Annotated in this window: 7 protein-coding genes; all 7 read right to left on the bottom strand. The window is 46.5% G+C overall.

The window, feature by feature from the left end:
- Positions 1 to 18: 18 nt before the first annotated feature.
- Complete coding sequence (locus tag IGK61_RS06040) at positions 19 to 5,949, bottom strand: bacterial Ig-like domain-containing protein (protein ID WP_074535101.1); 5,931 nt, start codon at positions 5,947 to 5,949, stop codon at positions 19 to 21.
- Positions 5,950 to 5,977: 28 nt separating this feature from the next.
- Positions 5,978 to 6,706 (bottom strand): LytTR family DNA-binding domain-containing protein, encoded by a 729-nt coding sequence (locus IGK61_RS06035; protein WP_005235024.1) that lies wholly within the window; start codon positions 6,704 to 6,706, stop codon positions 5,978 to 5,980.
- A 658-nt stretch (positions 6,707 to 7,364) separates the two neighbouring features.
- A complete protein-coding gene (locus tag IGK61_RS06030; RefSeq protein ID WP_074535100.1) occupies positions 7,365 to 8,408 on the bottom strand; it encodes a DUF916 and DUF3324 domain-containing protein in 1,044 nt (347 codons plus the stop codon).
- A 111-nt stretch (positions 8,409 to 8,519) separates the two neighbouring features.
- Complete coding sequence (locus IGK61_RS06025) at positions 8,520 to 9,167, bottom strand: WxL domain-containing protein (protein WP_074535099.1); 648 nt, start codon at positions 9,165 to 9,167, stop codon at positions 8,520 to 8,522.
- Positions 9,164 to 9,472 carry a hypothetical protein gene (locus IGK61_RS06020; RefSeq protein ID WP_074535098.1) on the bottom strand — a complete coding sequence of 103 codons (309 nt, stop codon included), beginning with the start codon at positions 9,470 to 9,472 and terminating at the stop codon, positions 9,164 to 9,166. Before IGK61_RS06020 ends, IGK61_RS06025 begins: the two co-directional genes overlap by 4 nt.
- Positions 9,473 to 9,486: 14 nt before the next feature.
- Positions 9,487 to 10,956: an adhesive domain-containing protein gene (locus tag IGK61_RS06015; protein WP_074535097.1), complete on the bottom strand. Its 1,470-nt coding sequence runs from the start codon at positions 10,954 to 10,956 to the stop codon at positions 9,487 to 9,489.
- Between the two features lie 102 nt (positions 10,957 to 11,058).
- Positions 11,059 to 20,451: an Ig-like domain-containing protein gene (locus tag IGK61_RS06010; protein ID WP_438844764.1), complete on the bottom strand. Its 9,393-nt coding sequence runs from the start codon at positions 20,449 to 20,451 to the stop codon at positions 11,059 to 11,061.
- Between the last annotated feature and the right edge of the window lie 852 nt (positions 20,452 to 21,303).

Raw genomic sequence — 21,303 nt, 5'->3', positions numbered from 1 at the left:
TGCTAGAGTCATTGCGACTTATTTCGTTTTTCTGCTTTTGTTCGTGTGTTTCTTACGAAAGAAGACAATCCCCGCTAGAGCAACAAGGCTCACTCCTGCAATCGAATAGCCTTGAGTGATGGCTGTACCAGTCTTTGGTAGCACCCGTTTGTCCTTTGCGGTCGCTTTGGTTTGTTTGTCAGTCTGCCCTTCATCCGTTGGTTTTTGTTGCCCTTTGTCAGAATCATCTTTCTCTGGCTGCTGATCGTTCTCCTCTGGTTCTTCTGCTTTTTCAACGACTTTGATCGTCGCTGTGGCGGTGACTGCTTCTTGTGAGCGAGTACCAAATAAACGTGCGAAAAAGTTAGGAGTTGCTGCTTCATCAGTGACGATTGAATAAGTGACTTGATAGGTGCCCGTTTTCTTCGTATCCACCGAACCGCCCACCAGCAGTTGCTCCAATGCGAGTGACTTACCGTCACGATCTGTAGCGGAGACAAAATTGTCGGCTGCTGTCCAGTTATCACCGACATAAATCACGCTATCTTTCACAGTCACAGACGTTTGATCTGCCAACACGGTGATTGTGGTAGTTGCTTCGGCTTTGCCATTTCGATAGATGACTTGGTATTTTCCAGGCACATCAGTATTGACTGTACCGCTAATCAATACTTGATCATAATCGACTGCTTGTCCGCTTTTATCTGTTGCCGAGACAAAATTATCGACGGCTTGCCATTTCTCTCCTTCATAGATTGTACTATCTTTTGCTACGACCGTTTCTTCGTGAGCAACCACAGTGATTGTCGCTATGTCGCTGACTTTTCCATTCGTATAAGTGACTTCGTATGTGCCTTCTTGATTGGTATCGACGGTACCAGTAACCATTACTCCTGATAATTCAACCGTTACTCCCGTTTTGTCTGTGGCTGAGACAAAGTTGTCGGCAGCTTGCCAGTCATCGCCGACGTATAGGGTACTGTCTTTGGCTTTAACTGATGTTTGATCAACCAATACGGTGATCGTCGCTTTCGCCTCAGCTTTGCCGTTGCGGTAAATTACTTCATATTTCCCTGGTGTGGCGCTGTCGACTGTACCTACTGTTGTGATGTCAGCCAGTTTTACTGCGTTGCCGTCTTTATCTGTTGCCGACACAAAGTTGTCGGCAGCTTGCCAGTCATCGCCTTCATAAATCGTACTGTCTTTAGCAATTACGGTTTCTTGGTTCGCAACGACTGTAATCGTCGCCGTTGCTTTGACATGACCATTTTGGTAAACCACTGGGTACTCGCCTGCTTTGGAGGTATCGACTAAGCCACTAACCGTTACTCCTGAAAATGGTAGGTTTGCTCCCGTTTTGTCTGTGGCTGAGACAAAGTTGTTGGCAGCTTCCCAATCGTCGCCGACATACAGAGTACTGTCTTTAGCTTTGACACTCGTTTGATCTGCCAATACGGTGATCGTGGCAGTCGCTTCGGCTTTGCCATTGCGATAAACCACTTCATATTTCCCTGCTTTAGAGGTGTCAACTGTGCCATCAACGGTTACTTCTGTTAGCGGCAATGCCTTGCCGTCTTTGTCTGTTGCGGAAAGAAAATTATCCGCGGCTACCCATGAGTCACCTACATACAACGTACTATCTTTAGCTGCCACCGTTTCTTGGTTCGCAACAACCGTAATCGTAGCAATAGCTTCTGTTTTACCATTGCTATAAGTAACTTTGTACTGACCTTCTTTGCTCGTATCAACTGAGCCACTAACGGTTACATTTGAAAATGGTACATTCGCTCCTGTTTTGTCCGTTGCCGAAACAAAGTTATCAACCGCATGCCAGTCGCCCCCGACGTATAAAGTGCTATCTTTTACTTTGACCGATGTTTGATCAGCTAACACGGTGATCGTGGCTGTCGCTTCAGCTTTGCCATTGCGATAAATGACTTGGTATTCTCCTGGTACTTTCGTATCCACGTCACCACTGGTGGTGAGCTCTGCCAAGCTTAACGGTTGTCCCTTCTTATCCATTGCTGAAACAAAATTATCCGCAAGTTCCCATGCATCTCCAACATAAAGTGTACTATCCTTGGCAACGACTGTTTCTTGATTGGCAACCACGGTGATCGTCGCTGTTGCTTTTTGATTGCCGTTTTGATAAACCACTGGATATTGACCTTCTTTGGAAGTATCAACTGATCCCCTAACGGTCACATTTGAAAATGGTACATTCGCTCCTGTTTTGTCCGTTGCCGAAACAAAGTTATCCACCGCATGCCAGTCGTCCCCGACGTATAAGGTGCTGTCTTTGGCTTTAACCGAAGTTTGGTCTGCTAAGACCGTGATCGTAGCTGTTGCTTCGGCTTTACCATTGCGATAAATGACTTGGTATTCTCCAGGTGTGTCCGTATCAACTTCGCCGTTGATGGTCACTTCTGCGATTGTCACTGCGTTGCCGTCTTTATCCGTTGCCGCTAGAAAATTATCAGCTGCTGTCCATGCATCGCCTACATATAACGTGCTGTCTTTGGCTGCTACCGTTTCTTGGTTGGCAACCACGGTGATCGTCGCTGTTTGGCTAACACTACCGTTGATGTATTTGACCACATAGGTGCCAACGTTTGTCGTGTCGACCTCGCCATTGACTGTGATTTCCGAGAAGATCATCGCATTGCCATGCTTGTCTGTTGCTGAAACAAAGTTGTCTTCAGCATGCCATTCATCTCCCACGTAGATCGTGCTATCCTTGGCGTCGATCGTCGACAAATCTTCTTCTGGTGTGATACCGACAGAAAGATGATTGCCCGTCCGGTTCACTTGCACCTCTTTACCAAGCTGAAGTTCCTGTGGTATGACGTAACCTTCTGGGACGTAGGAAACATAAAGCGTATAGTTCCCCGTATAAATATCAGTTAATTGGTATTCCCCATTTTCATCCGTTACGACAGAAACGATATCTCCTGTCAATTGATTCCAAAGCGTCAAAGTAACCCCCGCAATCTTCTCAGTTGGCTCTTCGGTATTATAAACATCAAGCGTCGCATTGGTTTTGTAGATGATCCCGCTGGAATCGCCTGCCGAAAATTGCAGATTGGTCACCGTCGAGGTAGCCGTCCGTTTGGCTTCCGACAAGGTATCGATCGTATCAGAAACGATCGTGGCTGAGGCTGAGATTTGGCCGGCGTTTTGTGAAAGGACGTTGTAGCTGATTTCGATATTTTTCGTTAAAACATAGTTTGAAAAGACAAGCTGTACGTCCCCATCAACTTCTTTGACTTCATAGCTGTCATCTGGCACATTCGAAACAGTGATCGATCCTAAATCGATTTCGCCATTGGTGTTCCCTAACGATTTTAGAAGGATCGTTGGATTTGCTACTTTTTTCGAGCCATCATCAATATTTTTTGTCGTGACTTTGACCTGCGTCATGTTTTTCGTATTATTCACGGTATTTTGCGTAATGCCAATAATATCTGTCGCCGTATTGGATACTGAAACAGTGGCTGTGCCTTGTTGATTATTAGATAACGGTTCTTTTGCATAACCAGGTACATAAATCGTACTCATTTCCTGCCATCCATTGGCGTATTGATAGGAAATAATGTAGCGTCGATTCGTCGTCCCAAAGTCAAAGGTGTAATAGTTGGTTTCTTCATCATGGGTGATCGTTGGATAATTCGGATCGCTTTCCTTCATGGCTTGGTTATCATAATAGCCACGATCCCAATACTGTGGATAAATGCCACTGACTTGTTCATTGGAAACATCGATGATCGAAAACACGACATCGGTATTTTTCGGTACATGAGTTTCAACGGTCAAATCACTGATGGTATCTTGACGCGCGTTGACTAAAAACTGATTTTTACTACTTTGGAGCGTGCGTTCAGAATACAGTTTTCTTCCGGTATAGACGGAGGTATGAACCGTGTCAAGTCCCGTTGCGGAAATCGTGATTGGAATTGTATCACTAGGAATCGATTTTGTCGGTGCTAAACTGTCTGGCACGTAATTGAAGCCAATATCAAATTGAACGGAATAGGTAATGGGCGACGTAAAAGTGACCATCGTTCCGCCTGATACTTCTTCAATCGTATAATCTTTTCCTAATGTGTAGTAAAAACTGACTTTTGATACCTTTCTCAAAGAAAGATACTCTGGGTGTTCAATAAACATTTGTAAGTTTTCGATTGGTTGTGAGTTGCTGCCTTCGATGTTGATGGAGGTATCACTCATGTAAGCACCATTTTGATCATAATTTCCCCAAGCCGTTTCAGCATTGTTGGGATTAAGGACACTGATTGGTTCGACATAGTTGTCTTCAACGATTTTGAATTCTCTATTGGCAATCAACGGTGTCGAGACATTGAGAATGATATCTTTCTGATCAAAGGGTACGGTTATGTTCGTGGAACCAAGAGTGAGATTGCTGTCTTTTGTAGCAGTCACAATCAGTTTGTTCCCGTTATTTTCGACAGAAAAATAATCCGAAAAAGTCACATTTTGATAGAAGGCGTCTCTTGCTGTTAACTGTTTCGCCGTGATCGGCTGTCCGTTTTGACTCGAAAGGATGATTTGTTGACCAGCTTTCATCTCCGTCGGCATTTGATGAATTGATACATAGTAGTTTCCTTTAGAAAGGCCATTCATAAAACTGGCAGAAGCAACCCCCATATAATACCTAGAATCGACTTCTTTTTCATCTTTGCTGGTTTTTGCGATAAAGGAAAACCCTCTGTTTTGGGCAGTTGTTTGTTTTAGCTGTACCGAACCAAATCCGGTCGTTGGATACCCTTTTGAAAAAGAAGCAGTATAATCCGTCAGCTCGGTCAGGCTCATCGTAAATTGATAAGAAACCCCATAAGCCTTTTGTTTGTCCATCTGTTTGATTTCAACAGCAGTATTGTAAAGACTATTTGAGGTGATCGTATAGTCCGTCCCTTCGACTAATGCTTTCTGTGTTTCTGGCTTGATCTTTCCTTTGATATCCACCTCATAGCTGAAAACTTTTAACGGTTGGGTCTCAATCTTTTTGAAGGAAGCTCCCGGCGTATCAACCAAATTCAGTGAAAGAGTTTCCGTTCCAGATAATGTGCGATCGGTATTGTAGTAGACCATTCCTTCCATCCCAAAGACATTTTTTTCTGACACATATTGAATCGGATCGACCTCTTCATACAAATCAATCGCATAGCTTGTCTGGTTTCGATCGCCGATCTCAATCGTTAGCTGAGGCTTATCTTCTGAATATAGATAACTAGTCAACTCGATCGAAAAAGAGGCATCATGAACCGATTGATTAAACGTGATCATCAGTTGATGAGCTGCACTATCTACAGCCCACGATGCATTGATCGCTTCATTGGTTCCTTGCACATCACTAAAGCCAAGGCCTTGCGGCAAGTCAAAAACAGCAGTGGTGCCGGCTAAATAGTCTTCGTCATTGATTTCAAAGTCTAATTTCAGTTTCACCGGACTATTGTTTAAAATCCGCGTTTCTTCCGTTTGACTGAACTCATCACCAGCAATCGTCAGCAATGTGCCTTTTTCCAAAAGTTCTTGGTCATTGATGCGCGTGCTGACACGGGAACTTTTTTCGGTTTCTTTGGCCTCTTTCGATTCAGTTTCTGAAGAACTTGTTTGCGTCGAATCTGTAGTATCTGCTGTATGCGTTGATGAAGATGTAGCAGGCGTTTCACTTTGACTCGTTGTTGCTGCATCCGTCTTTAAGGTTGCTTCGCCGCTTTCTTCTGAAGAACGATCCGTTTGAGTAGTCTCAGTTGTTTGCGCGTCGCTTGTGTTTGTTTCATTGGCAACGCCGCTGGTTGATTCCAGCAGATGATTTGAGTTATCTATAGTACGAATGGTCTGTTCCTGTTCCGTGGTTTCCGCAAGCGCCATGACCGGAGTGATCACTTGGGACAGACCTAAAGCGGTAACAACAATGCCATGACGAATTCTTTTATTTCTCTTTTTCATTTTTTTCCTCCATTAAATATATGTAGTTTTAACTGATTGCTTTACGGATTTTTTTTCCAACTTCTAATTCTTCCCCATTAAAAAAGCAAAGAACATTGTTTGTTCGATCAATCATTTTGATTTGTCGCGCATTAATAATATACGATTTGAATACTTTATAATACTCAGGCAAATCTAGCTGTTTGATGACCTTTAACGAAGTTTCAATGCACTCAACTGATTTCTTTTGATGGAATACGATTCGGTTTCGCTCTCCTTTGATCGTTGTTATGTAGTTGATTGCTTCTGCATCAACGATCATCAACTCTCGTTTACTGACAATTTTTAATAAGTGCTTTTTTCCCAGCAATGATCGTTTCACTTCAATTGCTTCTGTTAATAAATTTCTTAACTGCATTGCCACATCCTTTTCTTCTGTATCGATGATTCCTAAAGGACAGATAAGATTCAGTTTCTTGATTTCGATTTTGGAGGCATAGGCACCATAAAAGGCGATCTGACACTTTTTGCACTGCTCCCTCAATCGCCCTGCTAATTGAAAACTTCGATCAAATCCCATCATTTCAATGGAAAATAAAAATAAATCGTTCACATCTGTTAGGTACCCTTCAAGAAAAGAATCTAGTTCTTCCGGTGAAATGATCTCCACCATAGAATAAGGAACATGACTTTCAGTGATCATTTTTTTCATCAAATTTCCATTAAAAAAGTTGTCATCTACTATATAAACAGCGAAATTGCTCAAATTTGCAGACATCTTAATTCTCCTTTTCACATCATTTCTAATTGTATTCTTAATTAAAAATGCCTGCTTGCACTTTCAAACGAATTAGCGAAACGTTTATGCAAAAAAGGTAGTTTAAATTAAAAACAAAGTAAGAAAAGACTTTATAATTGGTCTAAACCTATTATAGTAAAGGAGTTCCCGTCGTACTGCTTTCTTAACACATTTATAAGACAGAAAGCGCAAACAACAATAAAAACTTATGTTTTTTTAAGTAGTTTAACTAGTTAACATTTCCAAAACTTAACGACTACTGCCCAACCTTTCTAATGATTTTCAAAATAATAACCTTCGTTCAAATAAAATATTAATCGTTATTTATTCTTCGTTTTTTCGCAAAAAAAAGCTACCCTTCTCTTTGGACAGTCCGGTTAAGGGTAATCAACTGTTTCCTCTGAAGATTTTCCATCAAAATAAAAGTGATCGTTCACTGCTGCAAGATGCAATCAAAAAAAATTTTCTACTTAATTTACCATATCGAATCTTCATGGACACGACAAAAAACCATTTATTTCGAACAATAAATGGCCTGTTTGCTGCTTTTATTATGCTTCTGATTTACATGCATCCCGTGAATTTTAATTGTTTTCTTTTTTTCCTTCTATATTAATAAGGAATTTCTTACAAGTGCTCATGGGGTTTTATCATCTGTTTTTTTTAATGCTCGTTTTAGTTTTCGATTATGCCAAATCAAATAGGCGATGATCAGACATAAAACACCACCGATCAATAAATAGAGAAGGATCGGCGAAGAGGTTTCTTCAATACTGACATCTTGCTCGTTTCTTTCTTGCGCTTCTTGCCTTGCAACTTGGAAGGTAGGCTCTCCTTGCCATTGTTGATCAGCTGCTTTGAGGGTCGTTTTTATTTCATACTCTCCTGATTGCAGTTCGTTTCCATCTAATGGCAGTGCGTAATTCATTAACGCATTGGGCGCTAATTGGATCTCTTTTTCCCCTTTGATCGCTGTTGCTTGTCCATCATGAAACACTTCATAAGCAAGCGTGGCCTTACTAAGATAATTTGCCGCTGTATTTTCCACCGCTACGATAATGACATTGCGGCGATTGATTTCTTCCAGATGGGCTTCCTCAATTCGAACCGCTGGTGGGATGTCGGTCTCTTTGTTACGGAGCAACACCGCCACTTCTCTGGCTAGTAGGTTTTGGACATTTCCTTGAAATTTTTCACTGCCGGTTTGCTGGACGTATAGTCCCCCTGCCAAAATCCCATCAAAGGATTCAGATGGCATCTGGACTGTCAAGGTGATTTCTTTTTGCTCATTAGGGGCTAATGAGAGGGTTTCATCACTTAAAGTGACGAGTTCTTCGATCGCGTATGGAGCAGAAGGCGTTGCTTCTTCATTTGCCCCAGAGTACTCAACGACACCCGTCATGTTCGTGACCGCTCGATTAAAGGATAGCTGTAGATTGATTGGTTGCTCGCTTTTATTGGAAACCATGACCACTAGTTTTTCTTCTGCCTTGGGCTCCAGCAACAAATCATAGTACATCAGCTCTTTGTCCCGCTGTGACTCTGGCAATTTGATTTGAACATCGAAGGTATCCAGTGAATCTGCTGCCCCCGTACTGCTCGTACCAATGAAAAATAAGACCGTTAGAATACTTACTACCCAATACTGAAATCCTTTGCCTCGAACTTTCTTCTGATGCATCCTGTCAGATCCTTTCTACACAAAATAGGAAAGAAAAATCAGCTAGCATAAAAAGCAGCCGCTCAGGCAAGCTGCTCTTTTTCTGCTAACTGTTACGCAATGACTACTGCCCTATGGGGTCGTCGGCGCACTGCTGATCGTCCAAACGAGGGTCGTTTGGTAGGTTGCTGATTGTTTTTCCGTATTGGCTGGGATCGAAAGGGTAAATTGTTCTAAAGGCATCGACGTTTCACCGATCCCTTCGCCAGCATTGGCGGTCAAGAACGCATACTCATTGTTGATCGCCGCAAAATCAAGCTCGCCATTGGCAATATCACTGGTTCCTGTTGGCGGCGAACTCAAGTTATTGGTCAACGTCCCCGTATCTACCGTTAATACCGCACCGTCCAACGTGCTGTCTCCTGCCGTAAATTGGGTTGCTTGCCGTACTTTGATCGCCCAAGAAGAGTTCGCCTGTCCTCGGTTATCGCTGACCGCAACTGCCCCTCTTTGCAGCGTTGACCCATCCCCAGGTAGTCCAGTTCCATCCGTAGTAGCTACCCACGTTTCGGCATTTTCTGTTTGGATTTCATGTGCACCAAAATCTAAATTCGTTGGTAGCTGCGTATTGGGATCACTCCCGCCTTTATCCGGGTCAAACACGATGCCCCCAGAGGTATATTCTACGACACCGGTCGTGTCATCTGCTTGCACTGTCGCACCAATGCTAAGGGCAGTCAATACGCCCAATGCGCCTATTATCGTTTTCTTTGAAATCATTTTGCCATCCTCCTTTTTTTGATGCAAATGATCAATGTCAGACTAATGAAGAATCCGCCTATTACGGTCAGCCAAAAGTGATTGGTTTCTGCAAGCTGTGGCAGCGGTTCTTCTGCGTTAGTAACCGTTTCTTGACTGGTCGGTGGTTCAATTTCCTCATCAATGGAATCACTGCTAGATGTTTCCGTTGGTCCTTCATAAAACTCAATGTTGCCGGTCGTCGTATTGGCTACTGCTGATGGAACGATACTGTAGAAACTGCCGATCATCAAAATCAGAAGCAGCACAAGGGAATTTTTTTTCATTCTGCTCTTCCTTTTCAAGGTGTATCAGAAACGGTCCACACGACTGTGGCGCGATACTGACCTTGAAATTTAGGTGTTTTCTCAGGTACAAATAAATTGAACTGGGAAAAATTAACAGTCAGTCCACCAGTCGATGCCGCATTTTCCAACGTCACCACATTTTTTTCGACATTTTGCTGCAGGGCAATCGTTGCATTATCAGGTAAAACCACTCGACCATCTGTAAATGTCGAATTGACAGTTCCAAGCTGAACTCTTAATTCGGCAGCTGGCAATGTTCGCGTGCCATTGACCCAATTGGTGGATTGTCTGACCTTGACTTGCCATTTTTTCTGACGATTGCGGGTATCATTGATCCGTAAAATCCCAGTTGTAGCTACTGCGCTTTGGTCGCCGTTGGCGGTTGCCCGCCACGTCTCACTCTTTTTCGTTTGAATGGCATGTCGACCAAAATTCAGCTGAGTCGGCAGATTCGTCCGATCCATCGTCAGTGCTTCGACCATAAAATAAATCATAGTTTGGCGACTGCTGATATTTAGCGCACTAAAGTTCAAGAGATTGATGTCCGTCGGCTTTGCCTTCAACACAGAAGCCGAAAAATTGGCGGTCCAATTTGCGGTCAACTGTCCTGGACCCGAAAGTAGCGTAGGAATTTGAACATCCGTTGCTCCTAAAACGGCTGCATCCGCCATTTGTTCTTGGACGGTTGCCAAATTGTTCAACGCTGACGTTACGGTGCTAAGCAAGGTATTCAGCAACCCTTGCAGCAATGCACGAACGACACCACCAATATCGATGCCGATCACTCGGATCTGGGTATTTTGAATCGCCGTGCTTAAATTCCGTAAAATTTGCGGGACATTGGTTCCTAAAACGACACCGAGGTTCGAACTCATATTGGCATACAACGCTTCTCTTTGGGTGGTGAACTGCAACGGACTGCTTATTTCTACATTTCCTAAATTACCAACGGTTTTTAGCAAGGAAATTTGCTGATTGACAGCCGTTAAATCGATTTGCACGATCCCGAGATTGAGATTTAAGGAGCTGGTCAAGGAATCAAGCGCTGTTAAAATCGCATTCAAAAGCGGGACATTGGCAATATTGACTGTGGTCGACGTTTTGATAGCTGCTGATCCATTGGCACTGATGCTAGCTCTCAACTCTGTGGGGATCGCCAATAAAGCAAATTTATCCTCACCGTTGACATTGACAGAAGCATTCAAGCCCCCGTTCCCTTTGATCGAAAAAGTCACTGGTCGATTTGTCACACTGCCTGGCCAAGGGGCACTTGCTGAAGTACCACTTGTATTGGCACTCGTCAAATTGCTTAAAATTTCCACATCTAATACGTTCACAGCCGCCTCGGCTTCTTTGGTCGTTGTTAATAGATACAAATTGACGAAACTGATGCTGGTCAACAAGAAAATCAACTGAGCGATCGTCCATTTGTAAAAGCGTTTTTCCCTCCTTCTGCTTTCCATACCATTTCTAACCCTTTCTTTACGAAACGATGATCAATGCTTCAAAGTTTTGATTCACTAGAGATACCAGCGGAGGATGTCCACTCCGCTGGTAAAGTCATGCTATTTTTGCTGGTCTTTTTTCTTTCTTGCTTTGAAGAACAAGCCGATTCCTCCGACAACGAAGACTGCTGCTCCGATTACTGAAGCGTACCAGGTTCCTTCTGATCCCGTTTTCGGTAAGAATTTACTTCCCCACCAGCTTTGGTTGTTATTGTTGCTGTTCCAATTATTGTTTCCCCAATTGCCCCAGTTGCCCCAAGCGCCGTTGCTTCCGTCGGTACCATTCGTACCATCTGAACCATTGGTGCCATCCGTGCCATCGGTACCGTCCGTGCCGTCAGTACCATCTGAACCATCCGTGCCATTGTCACCCGTTGGTACCACGATTGGTGTAGCTGCACTGCGGTATTCTCTGCCACCTGCTGTAACGATCGCCACAACGTTAAGGGTTTCTTCTGGTGAAACATCCTCTGGATCTAATGTGATGCTAAACGCACCATTTCCATTGGTCGTTCCTGTTCCGACAATGTCACCCGCTTCATTCAAGATTTCGATTGTCGCATTGGCTGGTCCATTCCCGAAGACTGGATAGCCATCGGTAGGATTGCCAGTGATCGTAGCAACCGGTGCATCAACCGTCAAAGCATCGACTACGGTCGTCGTCGGATCACTTAGGGTTTCGCCATCTGCTAAAGCAAGAACCGTAACGGTTTCACCTTCCGTCGCTTCCGCGGATAGCTCAACACGCCAGTCGCCATTTTGATCGGCGATCGTTGTGATTGGTCCTTCAGCCGCGAAGATGGTCAGGAATCTACTTGTTAACGGATCGCTGATGGTAACGGTGATCGTAGCACCTGGCTCACTCGTTCCGCTGATCGCTGTATCACCAGCCGTAACTGGGTCAATGGTTGGTGTATCTGTCTTGATGCTTTCATCATCGACAGGTACGACGATTGGCGTCGCATTACTGCGGTAGTCATCCCCACCAGCAGTGACGATCGCCACAACCGATAAGTTTTCTTCTGGTGCGACATCCTCACTAGTCAATGTGATCGTGTAGTCACCATTTTCATCGGTAGTGCCTGTTCCAACGACATCCCCCGCTTCATTCAAAATTTCAATCGCTGCATTGGCAGGCCCGTTCCCAGTTACTGGATAGCCTTCTTGGGAATTCCCAGTAATGGATGCTGAAGGTGCGTTGACCGTGATGCCATTAACAACGGTCGTTGCTGGTTCACTGGCGGTTTCTCCTTCGCTTTGCGCCACTGCTGTTACGATTTCATCTCGAGAAACTTCGGCAACGTCCACTGACCAATTTCCTGCTTCATCTGCTTCGGTTTCAACCGCTTCTTCGCCCGTTACCGTCACGGTGACCATCGCTCCCGGTACAGCAGTACCAGTGATAGTCGTGTCACCAGCTGTGACTGGTTCGATGATTGGTGTAGCGGTTTGATCGATCGTATTCTCAACGGGCACTACGATTGGTGTCGCATTACTCCGATAGTCTTTGCCACCAGCGGTGATGATCGCAACGACATTCAATGATTCTTCAGGAGAAACAGCTTCACCAGAAAGCGTGATCGTGTAGTTGCCATTTTCATCGGTAGTGCCTGATCCCACGACTTCTCCCGCTTCATTCAAGATTTCAATCGCTGCATTTGGTGCTGCCATCCCCGTCACTGGGTAACCATCCTCTGGATTGCCAGTGATGGACGCGGTCGGTGCTGAAACCGTGATGCCATCCACACTCACTGTGATTGGTGCACTAGGATCTTTTTCAGGTGATTGGGCCACAACAGTGACGGTATCACCCTCCGCAACTTCAGGTACCTCAACTGTCCAATTGCCCTCTTCGTCCGTTTCGGTCGTGATCGGTTCATTTTCACCAATCGTTACCGTCACCGTTGAACCTGGTTCGGCAGTCCCGCTGATCGTCGTATCGCCAGCTTTGACTGGATCGATCGTTGGTGTTGCAGTTTGTTGCTCTTCTTGATCTAAAGGTACCACGATCGGTGTCGCATTACTGCGGTATTCCTTGCCGCCAGCTGTCAGAACTGCAACGACGGTTAAGCTTTCCGCTGGTGCAACAGCTGTTGGTTCAAGAGTGATACTGTAGTTTCCTTCCGCGTCTGCAGTTCCTGAACCGACGATTTGTCCATCGCTATTCAAGATTTGTACGGCGGCATTGGCTGGTGCCGTTCCAGTTACTGGATAGCCGTCCGTGCTATTGCCTGTGATCGTTGCACTAGGAGCAGTGACCGTCAACGCACCCACGCCAACTGTGACTGGAGCGCTTGGCTCTTTGTCAGGTGATTGTGCCACAACAGTGACTGCATCGCCTTCAGAAACTTCTGGTACTTCTGCCGTCCAATTGCCTTCATCATCCGTTTCAGCCGTGATTGGTTCCGCATCTGGTACGGTGATCGTCACGGTTGAACCTGGTTCAGCCGTTCCGCTGATGCTGGTATCCCCCGCCGTGATTGGATCGATCGTTGGTGCTGCTGTCTGATCAACTACCGTATCTGCTGGTACGATGACCGCTGTTGGATTACTGCGATACTCTTTCCCACCAGCTGTAACGATGGCAACGACGTTTAAGGTTTCTTCTGGATCGACAGTTTCAGCAGTTAAGGCCACTGTATAGTTGCCGTCTCCATCGGCAGTGCCTCTTCCTACGACTTCATTGGCTGCGTTCAAGATCTCGATCGCTGCATTGGCTGGTGCTGTACCAGTCAATGGGTAGCCATCCGTGCTGTTGCCGCTGATGGAAGCTGTTGGTGCTGCGACAGTCATTCCTTCAACGATGACAGTGATTGGATCACTTGGGTCTTTGCCGTCACTGTCTGCGACAACTGTGATGGTATCCCCTTCAGACAATTCAGGCACATCGACACTCCAGTTGCCTTCGTCATCTGTTTCGGCGGTTTCTTCTGTGCCGTCAGGTAGTGTCACAGTCACAGTTGAGCCTGGTTCGGCCGTTCCGCTAACTGTTTCATCGCCTGCTTTGATTGGATCAACCGTTGGTGCCGTTGTTTGATTTTCACCCGGTTCAGCTGGCACCATGATCGGTGTCGCTGGACTGCGATAATCCTTGCCACCAGCTGTGACCACCGCAACCACCGTCAAGTTTTCTTCAGGAGAGACGTCTTCACTGGTCAAATTGATCGTGTAAAGTCCTGCATCATCGGTTGTACCCGTTCCAACTGTCTCGCCAGCTTCATTCAAGATTTCGATGGTCGCATTCGCTGTTCCTGTTCCAGTCACTGGATAGCCATCGGCTGCATTGCCGCTGATGGACGCACTAGGCGCTGTCACCGTTAATGCCCCGACCGTGATCGTTGCTGGTGTACTTGGTGTTTCATTTTCTATTTCTGCCACTGCCGTAACAGTCGTTCCTTCGGAAAGCGCTGGTACCTCAGCTTGCCAATTGCCCTCATCGTCAACTTCAGCGGTGATTGGGTCTTCCTCACCGACCGTCACGCTGACTGTTGCTCCTGGTTCGGCTGTTCCGCTGATTTCTGTTGCGCCAGCCACTGCTGGATTGATCGTTGGTGTCGTCGTTTGATCCGCTGGCACCACGACAGCCGTTGGTTGACTACGGAAGTCATCCCCACCTGCTGAAACGATGGCAACGACACGAACCGTTTCCCCCGCTGATACTTCTTCACTGGTCAAGGTAACGGTGTAAACGCCATTCTCATTGGCTGTCCCTGTGCCAATCACTTGATCATCAGCATTTAAGATTTCGATTGACGCATTAGCTGGTGCTGTACCAGTTACTGGATAGCCATCTGCACTATTGCCAGAAATCGTTGCCGTTGGTGCTGCCACGATCAGCCCTTGCACCGTCACTGTTACTGGTAAACTTTCTGTTTTGCCGTCTGCCAAGGCAGTAACTGTCAAGACATCATCCAGAGAAACCGTCGGCACAGTTGCCGTCCAATCACCTTCGTCATTCGCTGCCACTGTAACAGTATCGCCATTTGGTAGTTCAACCGTTACATCTGCCCCAGGTTCAGCCGTTCCGCTAACGGTTGTAGCCCCAGCAACCACGGGTGCGACAGTCGGTGCTGCTGTTTGGTCTTCTGCGTTATCTTCTGGCACCACGATAGTAGTTGCTGGACTGCGGTATTCTTGACCGCCAGCTGTTACCACTGCTACCACTCGCAAGTTTTCTGCTGGAGAAACACCTTCTGTCAAGGTGATCGTATACTCACCGTCTCCATTGGCAGTCCCACTGCCCACCACTTCATTGTCATCATTTAAGATTTCAATGGCTGCGTTGGCTGGTGCTGTCCCTGTGACTGGATAGCCGTCAGTACTGTTGCCAGTGATCGTTGCCGTTGGTGCTGCCACGTTCAAGGCACCGACACCGACACTGATTGGTTCACTTGGGTCTTTGCCTTCAGTTTCAGCAACCACTGTGACCGTGTCGCCTTCTGAAAGCTCTGGTACGGTGACCGTCCAATTGCCTTCCTCATCCGTTTCGGCAGTCACTGGATCTTCTCCAGGAATCTCCACCGTTACCGTTGAACCAGGTTCGGCAGTTCCTCCGACTGATGTATCCCCTGCTTGCACTGGCTCGATCGTTGGTGTGGTCGTCTGGTCTGCTGGGACCACGATGGAAAGCGGCGCACTGCGGTATTCATCGCCGCCAGCTGTTACCACTGCCACCACCTGAAGTGGTTCTGAAGGATCAACATCACTACTGCTCAAGGTGATGCTGTAAGCACCTTCCCCATTTGCTTCGCCACTGCCGACAACCTCATCGGCTGCATTTAAGATCTCAATCGCTGCATTCGGCGTGGCCGTTCCTGTAACTGGATACCCATCGGTACTATTGCCGCTGATCGCTGCTGTCGGTGTCGCCACACTAAGTGGATTTACGACGACCGTTGCTGCATCACTTGGTGTTTCCCCATCAAGGGTCGCTACCACGGAAACTATTTCTCCTTGAGAAACCTCGGGCACCGTTGCCGTCCAATTGCCTTCGTCATCTGCTTCGGCAGTGACTGGCTCTGCGTCACCAATGGTTACCGAGACTGTTGCGCCAGGTTCAGCTGTACCACTGATGGTCGTGTCGCCGGCTGTCACTGATTCAATCGTTGGGACTGCAGTTTGATCCAAAGGTACTGTGATTGGTGCAGCCGCACTGCGGTAATCTTGACCACCGGCTGTGACTACCGCCACTACCCGTAAGGTTTCAGCTGGAGACGCATCATCACTCGTCAACGTGATCGTATATTGGCCTTCGTCATTGGCAGTGCCAGTACCTACTACTTCGTCATCGGCATTCAAGATTTCGATGGCTGCATTGGCTGGTGCCGTTCCCGTTACTGGGTACCCATCGGTACTATTGCCACTGATCGTCGCGGTTGGCGTAGCGATCGTCAACCCATTGACCCCAACACTGATTGGTGCACTTGGGTCTTTGTCTGGTGCTTGTGCGACCACTGTGACGGTTTCTCCTTCAGAAACTTCAGGAACTTCAACCGTCCAGTTGCCCTCGTCATCGGCTTCACCAGTCACAGGTTCTTCACCTGGGATCGTTACCGTCACCGTAGCGCCTGGTTCGGCAGTCCCACTGATCGTCGTGTCCCCTGCATTGATTGGGTCGATGGTTGGTAATTCTGTTTGTTCAAGCTCATCTGCTGGGACCGTCACTGGTGTGGCAGGACTGCGGTACTCATCCCCGCCAGCTGTTACGATCGCAACGACAGACAAGGTTTCTTCTGGTGCTGCATCGGCTGGTGCGATGGTTACCGTATAGTTTCCATCCCCATCGGCTGTGCCAGTACCAATCACATCGCCTGCTTCATTCAGTACTTCGATCGCTGCATTCGCTGGTGCAGTCCCCGTGATTGGATAACCATCGGTACTATTGCCGCTGATGATCGCTGTCGGCGCTGCCACCGTCACTCCTGCGACCCCGACGCTGATTGGCGCGCTTGGCTCTTTGCCTTCAGCTTCCGCAACGACTGTGACTGTATCGCCACCAGAAACTGCTGGCACTTCTGCAAGCCAGTTTCCTTCGTCATCCGTTTCAGCCGTTACTGGTTCTTGATCCGTGATCGTCACAGTAACCGTCGACCCTGGTTCTGCCGTTCCGCTAATCGTGGTATCACCCGCTGTAACCGGATCGATCGTTGGTGTCCCTGTTTGTTCAATGTCTGCTGGTACCGTGATTGGTGTGGCATTACTACGGTAGTCTTGACCGCCCGCTGTCACAACTGCCACTACCCGCAAGGCTTCTTCTGGCGCCACATCGGCTGGATCTAAGGTCACGGTATAAGCACCCGTGTCATCCGCCGTCGTGCTACCAACAACATCGCCTGCTTCATTCAAAATCTCAATTGCCGCATTCGGTGTCGTTGTTCCGCTGACTGGATAGCCATCCGTGCTATTGCCTGTGATGGAAGCGCTCGGTGCACTGACAGTCACACCATCCACGGTCACGGTAATCGGTGCACTTGGATCTTTGCCTTCAGCTTCGGCAACGACTGTTACCGTATCGCCTTCTGATAATTCAGGAACCGTCGCTTCCCAGTTGCCTTCGTCATCGGCTTCAGCCGTGATCGGATCGCCTTCAGGCAGCGTGATCGTCACTGTTGCCCCTGGTTCAGCCGTTCCGCTGACAGTCGTATCCCCAGCTGTTACTGGGTTGATCGTTGGTGTTTCCGTCAAGTTTTCTACATCATCTGCAGGAACTACAAGCGGTGTGCCTGTACTGCGATAGTCTTCACCACCAGCCGTCACGATCGCTTCCACCCGCAAGTTGTCGCCAGCTGCCACCTCTTGAGGATCAAGGGTGATCGTGAAGTTGCCTTCATCATCGGCTGTTCCACTACCAACGACATCGCCTGCTTCATTCAAAATTTCAATCGCTGCATTGGCAGTCGCTATTCCCGTTACTGGATACCCATCTGTGCTATTTCCAGTGATCGTAGCTGTTGGCGCCGCCACGGTTAAACCGTTTACACTCACGGTGATTGGGGCACTCGGATCTTTGCCTTCAGACTCAGCTACGACCGTCACGGAATCGCCTTCTGACAATTCAGGAACCGTTGCTTCCCAGTTGCCTTCATCATCGGCTTCCGCCGTGATTGGATCGCCTTCAGGAAGCGTGATCGTTACCGTTGCCCCCGGTTCGGCTGTCCCACTAACGGTCGTATCTCCAGCACTGACTGGATCGATCGTTGGTGTTTCCGTCTGCAGGATATCTGCAGGCACCACAACAGGTGTCGGGTTGCTTCGATAGGTTTCGCCGCCAGCGGTCACAACTGCCGTCACATTCAAGGTTTCTTCCGCGGCAACATCTGCTGGATCTAACGTCACCGTATAAACGCCATTCTCATTGGCAGTACCTGTTCCGACAATTTCGCCATCCGCATTGGTGATCTCAATGGCCGCATTTGGTGCAGCTGTTCCAGTCACTGGATAGCCTTCTTGACTATTTCCTGTGATTGAAGCCGTCGGGGCATTGACCGTTAAGGCGGACACGGTGGTGCTTGCTGGCTGACTCGGTGTTTGTCCTTCTAGTTCGGCGACAGCTGAAACCGTATCGCCTTCTGACACCTCGTCCACATCAACACGCCAATTGCCCTCTTCATCGGCTTCTGTCACGATCGGATCTGCCCCGTTGACGGTCACAGTAATCGAGGCACCAGGCTCAGCCGTTCCGCTAACGCTTGTATCCCCAGCAGTCACTGGTTGGATCGTTGGTGTTCCCGTTTGTTGCTCGGCATCGTCTGCTGGAACGACGATTGGCGTATTGCCACTGCGGTAAGTTTGACCGCCAGCAGTAACGATTGCAGCAACATTCAAGTTTTCATTTTCTGCTACATCTGCTGGGTTCAACGTGATACTGTAGTTGCCGTTCTCATTTGCCGTCCCAGTGCCAACGACTTCACCCTCGGCATTGGTGATTTCAATGGCTGCATTTGCTGCGGCTGTCCCCGTCACAGGATACCCATCGGTGCTGTTTCCTGTAATCGAAGCCGTTGGGGCATTGACCACTGGTGCTGCTACCGTTGCCGTCGCAGGTTCACTCGCTGATTCCCCATCCGCTTCCGCTACTGCTGTGACTGTATCACCTTCTACCAATTCAGGGACATCGGTCGTCCAATTGCCGTCACCATCTGCGGTTGTGGTAATAGGTGCACCGCCGTTGATCGCCAATGTTATGGCTGCGCCTGGCTCAGCTGTTCCGCTGATCGTCGTTTCCCCTGCTGTCAATGGATTGATCGTTGGTGTATCGGTTTGATCTTCTGGTGTGTCTGGTGCAAACCAAATCGAGTTATTGCCGTCAGCATCCGTAAATAAATCAATGGTGATGAGGTCAAGCTGAGACATCGTTGCTTCGAAGCGAGCTTCGTAAGGAGTGGAAGGATTCGCCACACCATTTTCAACCAATTGCGCATAGGTCGGACTGGTAACATTCGTTGGAATCACCACGTTGGTTTGACCTAAAACAGAAGCAGAAGCAACCTGATCTGCTAGATTGGTCGTAGCATTTAAGACATTTTGAGCAGTTTCAACAGTACCATTTAGCGTTGCTTTGGCGGTATTGACCGTGGTTTGAACCAGTGTATTGATCCCGCTGATCAAGGTACCAATTCCTGGGATGCCGCTGGCACCATCTAGAATACTGACTTGGATCTGTGCCGCTTGTAAATTATCAAGAATTTGATTGATGCGCTGATTGACAACGATAAATAAACCATCATCCACATTGGCAATCAGGGCACGTTCATTTTCGGTTAGTCCAGCTGGAACTTCAAAATTCGCTTGGCCAAATTGTCCAAGTTGATTTAATAAGTCTAACTGGGTCGTAATTTCAGCTAAGTTGACGGAAATCACTTGGCTAACATCCACGATTGAAGCCGCCGTATACAACGGATTTGGTACGCCGGGTAGGATTGTTGGCGGAATATCCAATGCGTCAGCTAAGTTTTGATTGACGATCCCATCCACCGTGCTGATCAAGGTATTGACTGCTGGTGTGACTGTCCCGATCAATGTTTGCAAGGCTGGGAAATTTCCCAATTGTAGTGTCACATTGGTGGAAATCGAGGCATTTCCTGCCGGTTGAACCAAACCAGTAAGCCCTTGAGGAACCCCAACAACTGCGACTTTATCCCCATTCAAGACATCAACCGTTACTGCATTTGATCCAGAAATCGAGAAATTGACTTGGTTCGTTGCACCAGGAGTTGCGTAAGGTGCAGACGCACTCGTGCCTGAGTTATTAGACGCTGTGATATCTGAGAAAAGTTCAGCTGAAACCAAAGCAGCTTCAACCGTCGTTGGTGCCCATAACAAACTTGCTGGCACGACCACCGTACTCGTCAACAACATCCCACTGACAGTTAAATTCGCAATAATATTTTTCTTTGTTCGAACGCGTGTGTTTTTCTTTGAATCCATGAGCTTTTTGTAATTTATGCCTTTCATTCATTCTCCTCCTGTTCGAAATAATTTAACCGACAAAAGATAAAACTGATGATCTCTGGAATGTTTCCTGCCCCCTTTAAAACCAGATGAAAATCTATTTCAACCCAACACCCAAAGGCATAGAGAGAAAACAAAAGTTACCGATCGCAAAGCGAAGATTTTTTCGCATGCTTTCTGAAAAACCCAGTGATTTTTGTTCAAATAGTTTCGAAGCACATTAAAATGCACTTGTGAAAACCGAGAAATAAAATAACTAGTCGAACACACTGTGTACCAAAATTCTAGCAAATTTATTTCTTTCCAACAAATTATAAACACGATAAATAATTAAAAAAACACTGGAATTAACCTTACATAACATAAAACATTTATTTTATAAACGAGCAAAAATTATTTATATTTCTCTGATAAATAAGTGCATAACGATAAAAAACTATCATTTTTTATCATAAAATCATTTCATTTTTTATATTTAATCAACATAATGAATACGATTACATTTGTATACTTATGCATTAAAAACGAGAAAAACGATGATGTTGTTTTTTCTTGTCTTCAACCTCGTTTTTTACCTCTGCAAATAAAAAAACAAAAATATTTAAGCCATTTTTCACGATATCCCCTAAAATAACTCATACTAATGATAAAAAGGAATCGAAACGCTCGTAAAAAGTTCTGTGAAAAAAGGAATGAAAATCCCCAATTAAAATTGAGCATGCGCCATCATGAAATAGAATTTCTTCAGATATCATTTGCTTCTTGTTTATCTGTGCTAAATTTTTCAGTAGCTATTTGGTCTTACATTTTGGACCTAAGCATTTATTAGATTCTTTTTGATTATACTTGCTGGTA

It is taken from the genome of Enterococcus sp. AZ063, assembly GCF_051715045.1.
Lineage (GTDB): Bacteria > Bacillota > Bacilli > Lactobacillales > Enterococcaceae > Enterococcus_D > Enterococcus_D casseliflavus.
This window is presented reverse-complemented; position numbering and strand designations above follow the sequence as displayed.

Bases quoted from the DNA above. Each gene is read 5' to 3' on its own strand.
- IGK61_RS06040 (WP_074535101.1), bottom strand. From the start codon at position 5,949: ATGAAAAAGAGAAATAAAAGAATTCGTCATGGCATTGTTGTTACCGCT.
- IGK61_RS06035 (WP_005235024.1), bottom strand. From the start codon at position 6,706: ATGTCTGCAAATTTGAGCAATTTCGCTGTTTATATAGTAGATGACAAC.
- IGK61_RS06030 (WP_074535100.1), bottom strand. From the start codon at position 8,408: ATGCATCAGAAGAAAGTTCGAGGCAAAGGATTTCAGTATTGGGTAGTA.
- IGK61_RS06025 (WP_074535099.1), bottom strand. From the start codon at position 9,167: ATGATTTCAAAGAAAACGATAATAGGCGCATTGGGCGTATTGACTGCC.
- IGK61_RS06020 (WP_074535098.1), bottom strand. From the start codon at position 9,472: ATGAAAAAAAATTCCCTTGTGCTGCTTCTGATTTTGATGATCGGCAGT.
- IGK61_RS06015 (WP_074535097.1), bottom strand. From the start codon at position 10,956: ATGGAAAGCAGAAGGAGGGAAAAACGCTTTTACAAATGGACGATCGCT.
- IGK61_RS06010 (WP_438844764.1), bottom strand. From the start codon at position 20,451: ATGAAAGGCATAAATTACAAAAAGCTCATGGATTCAAAGAAAAACACA.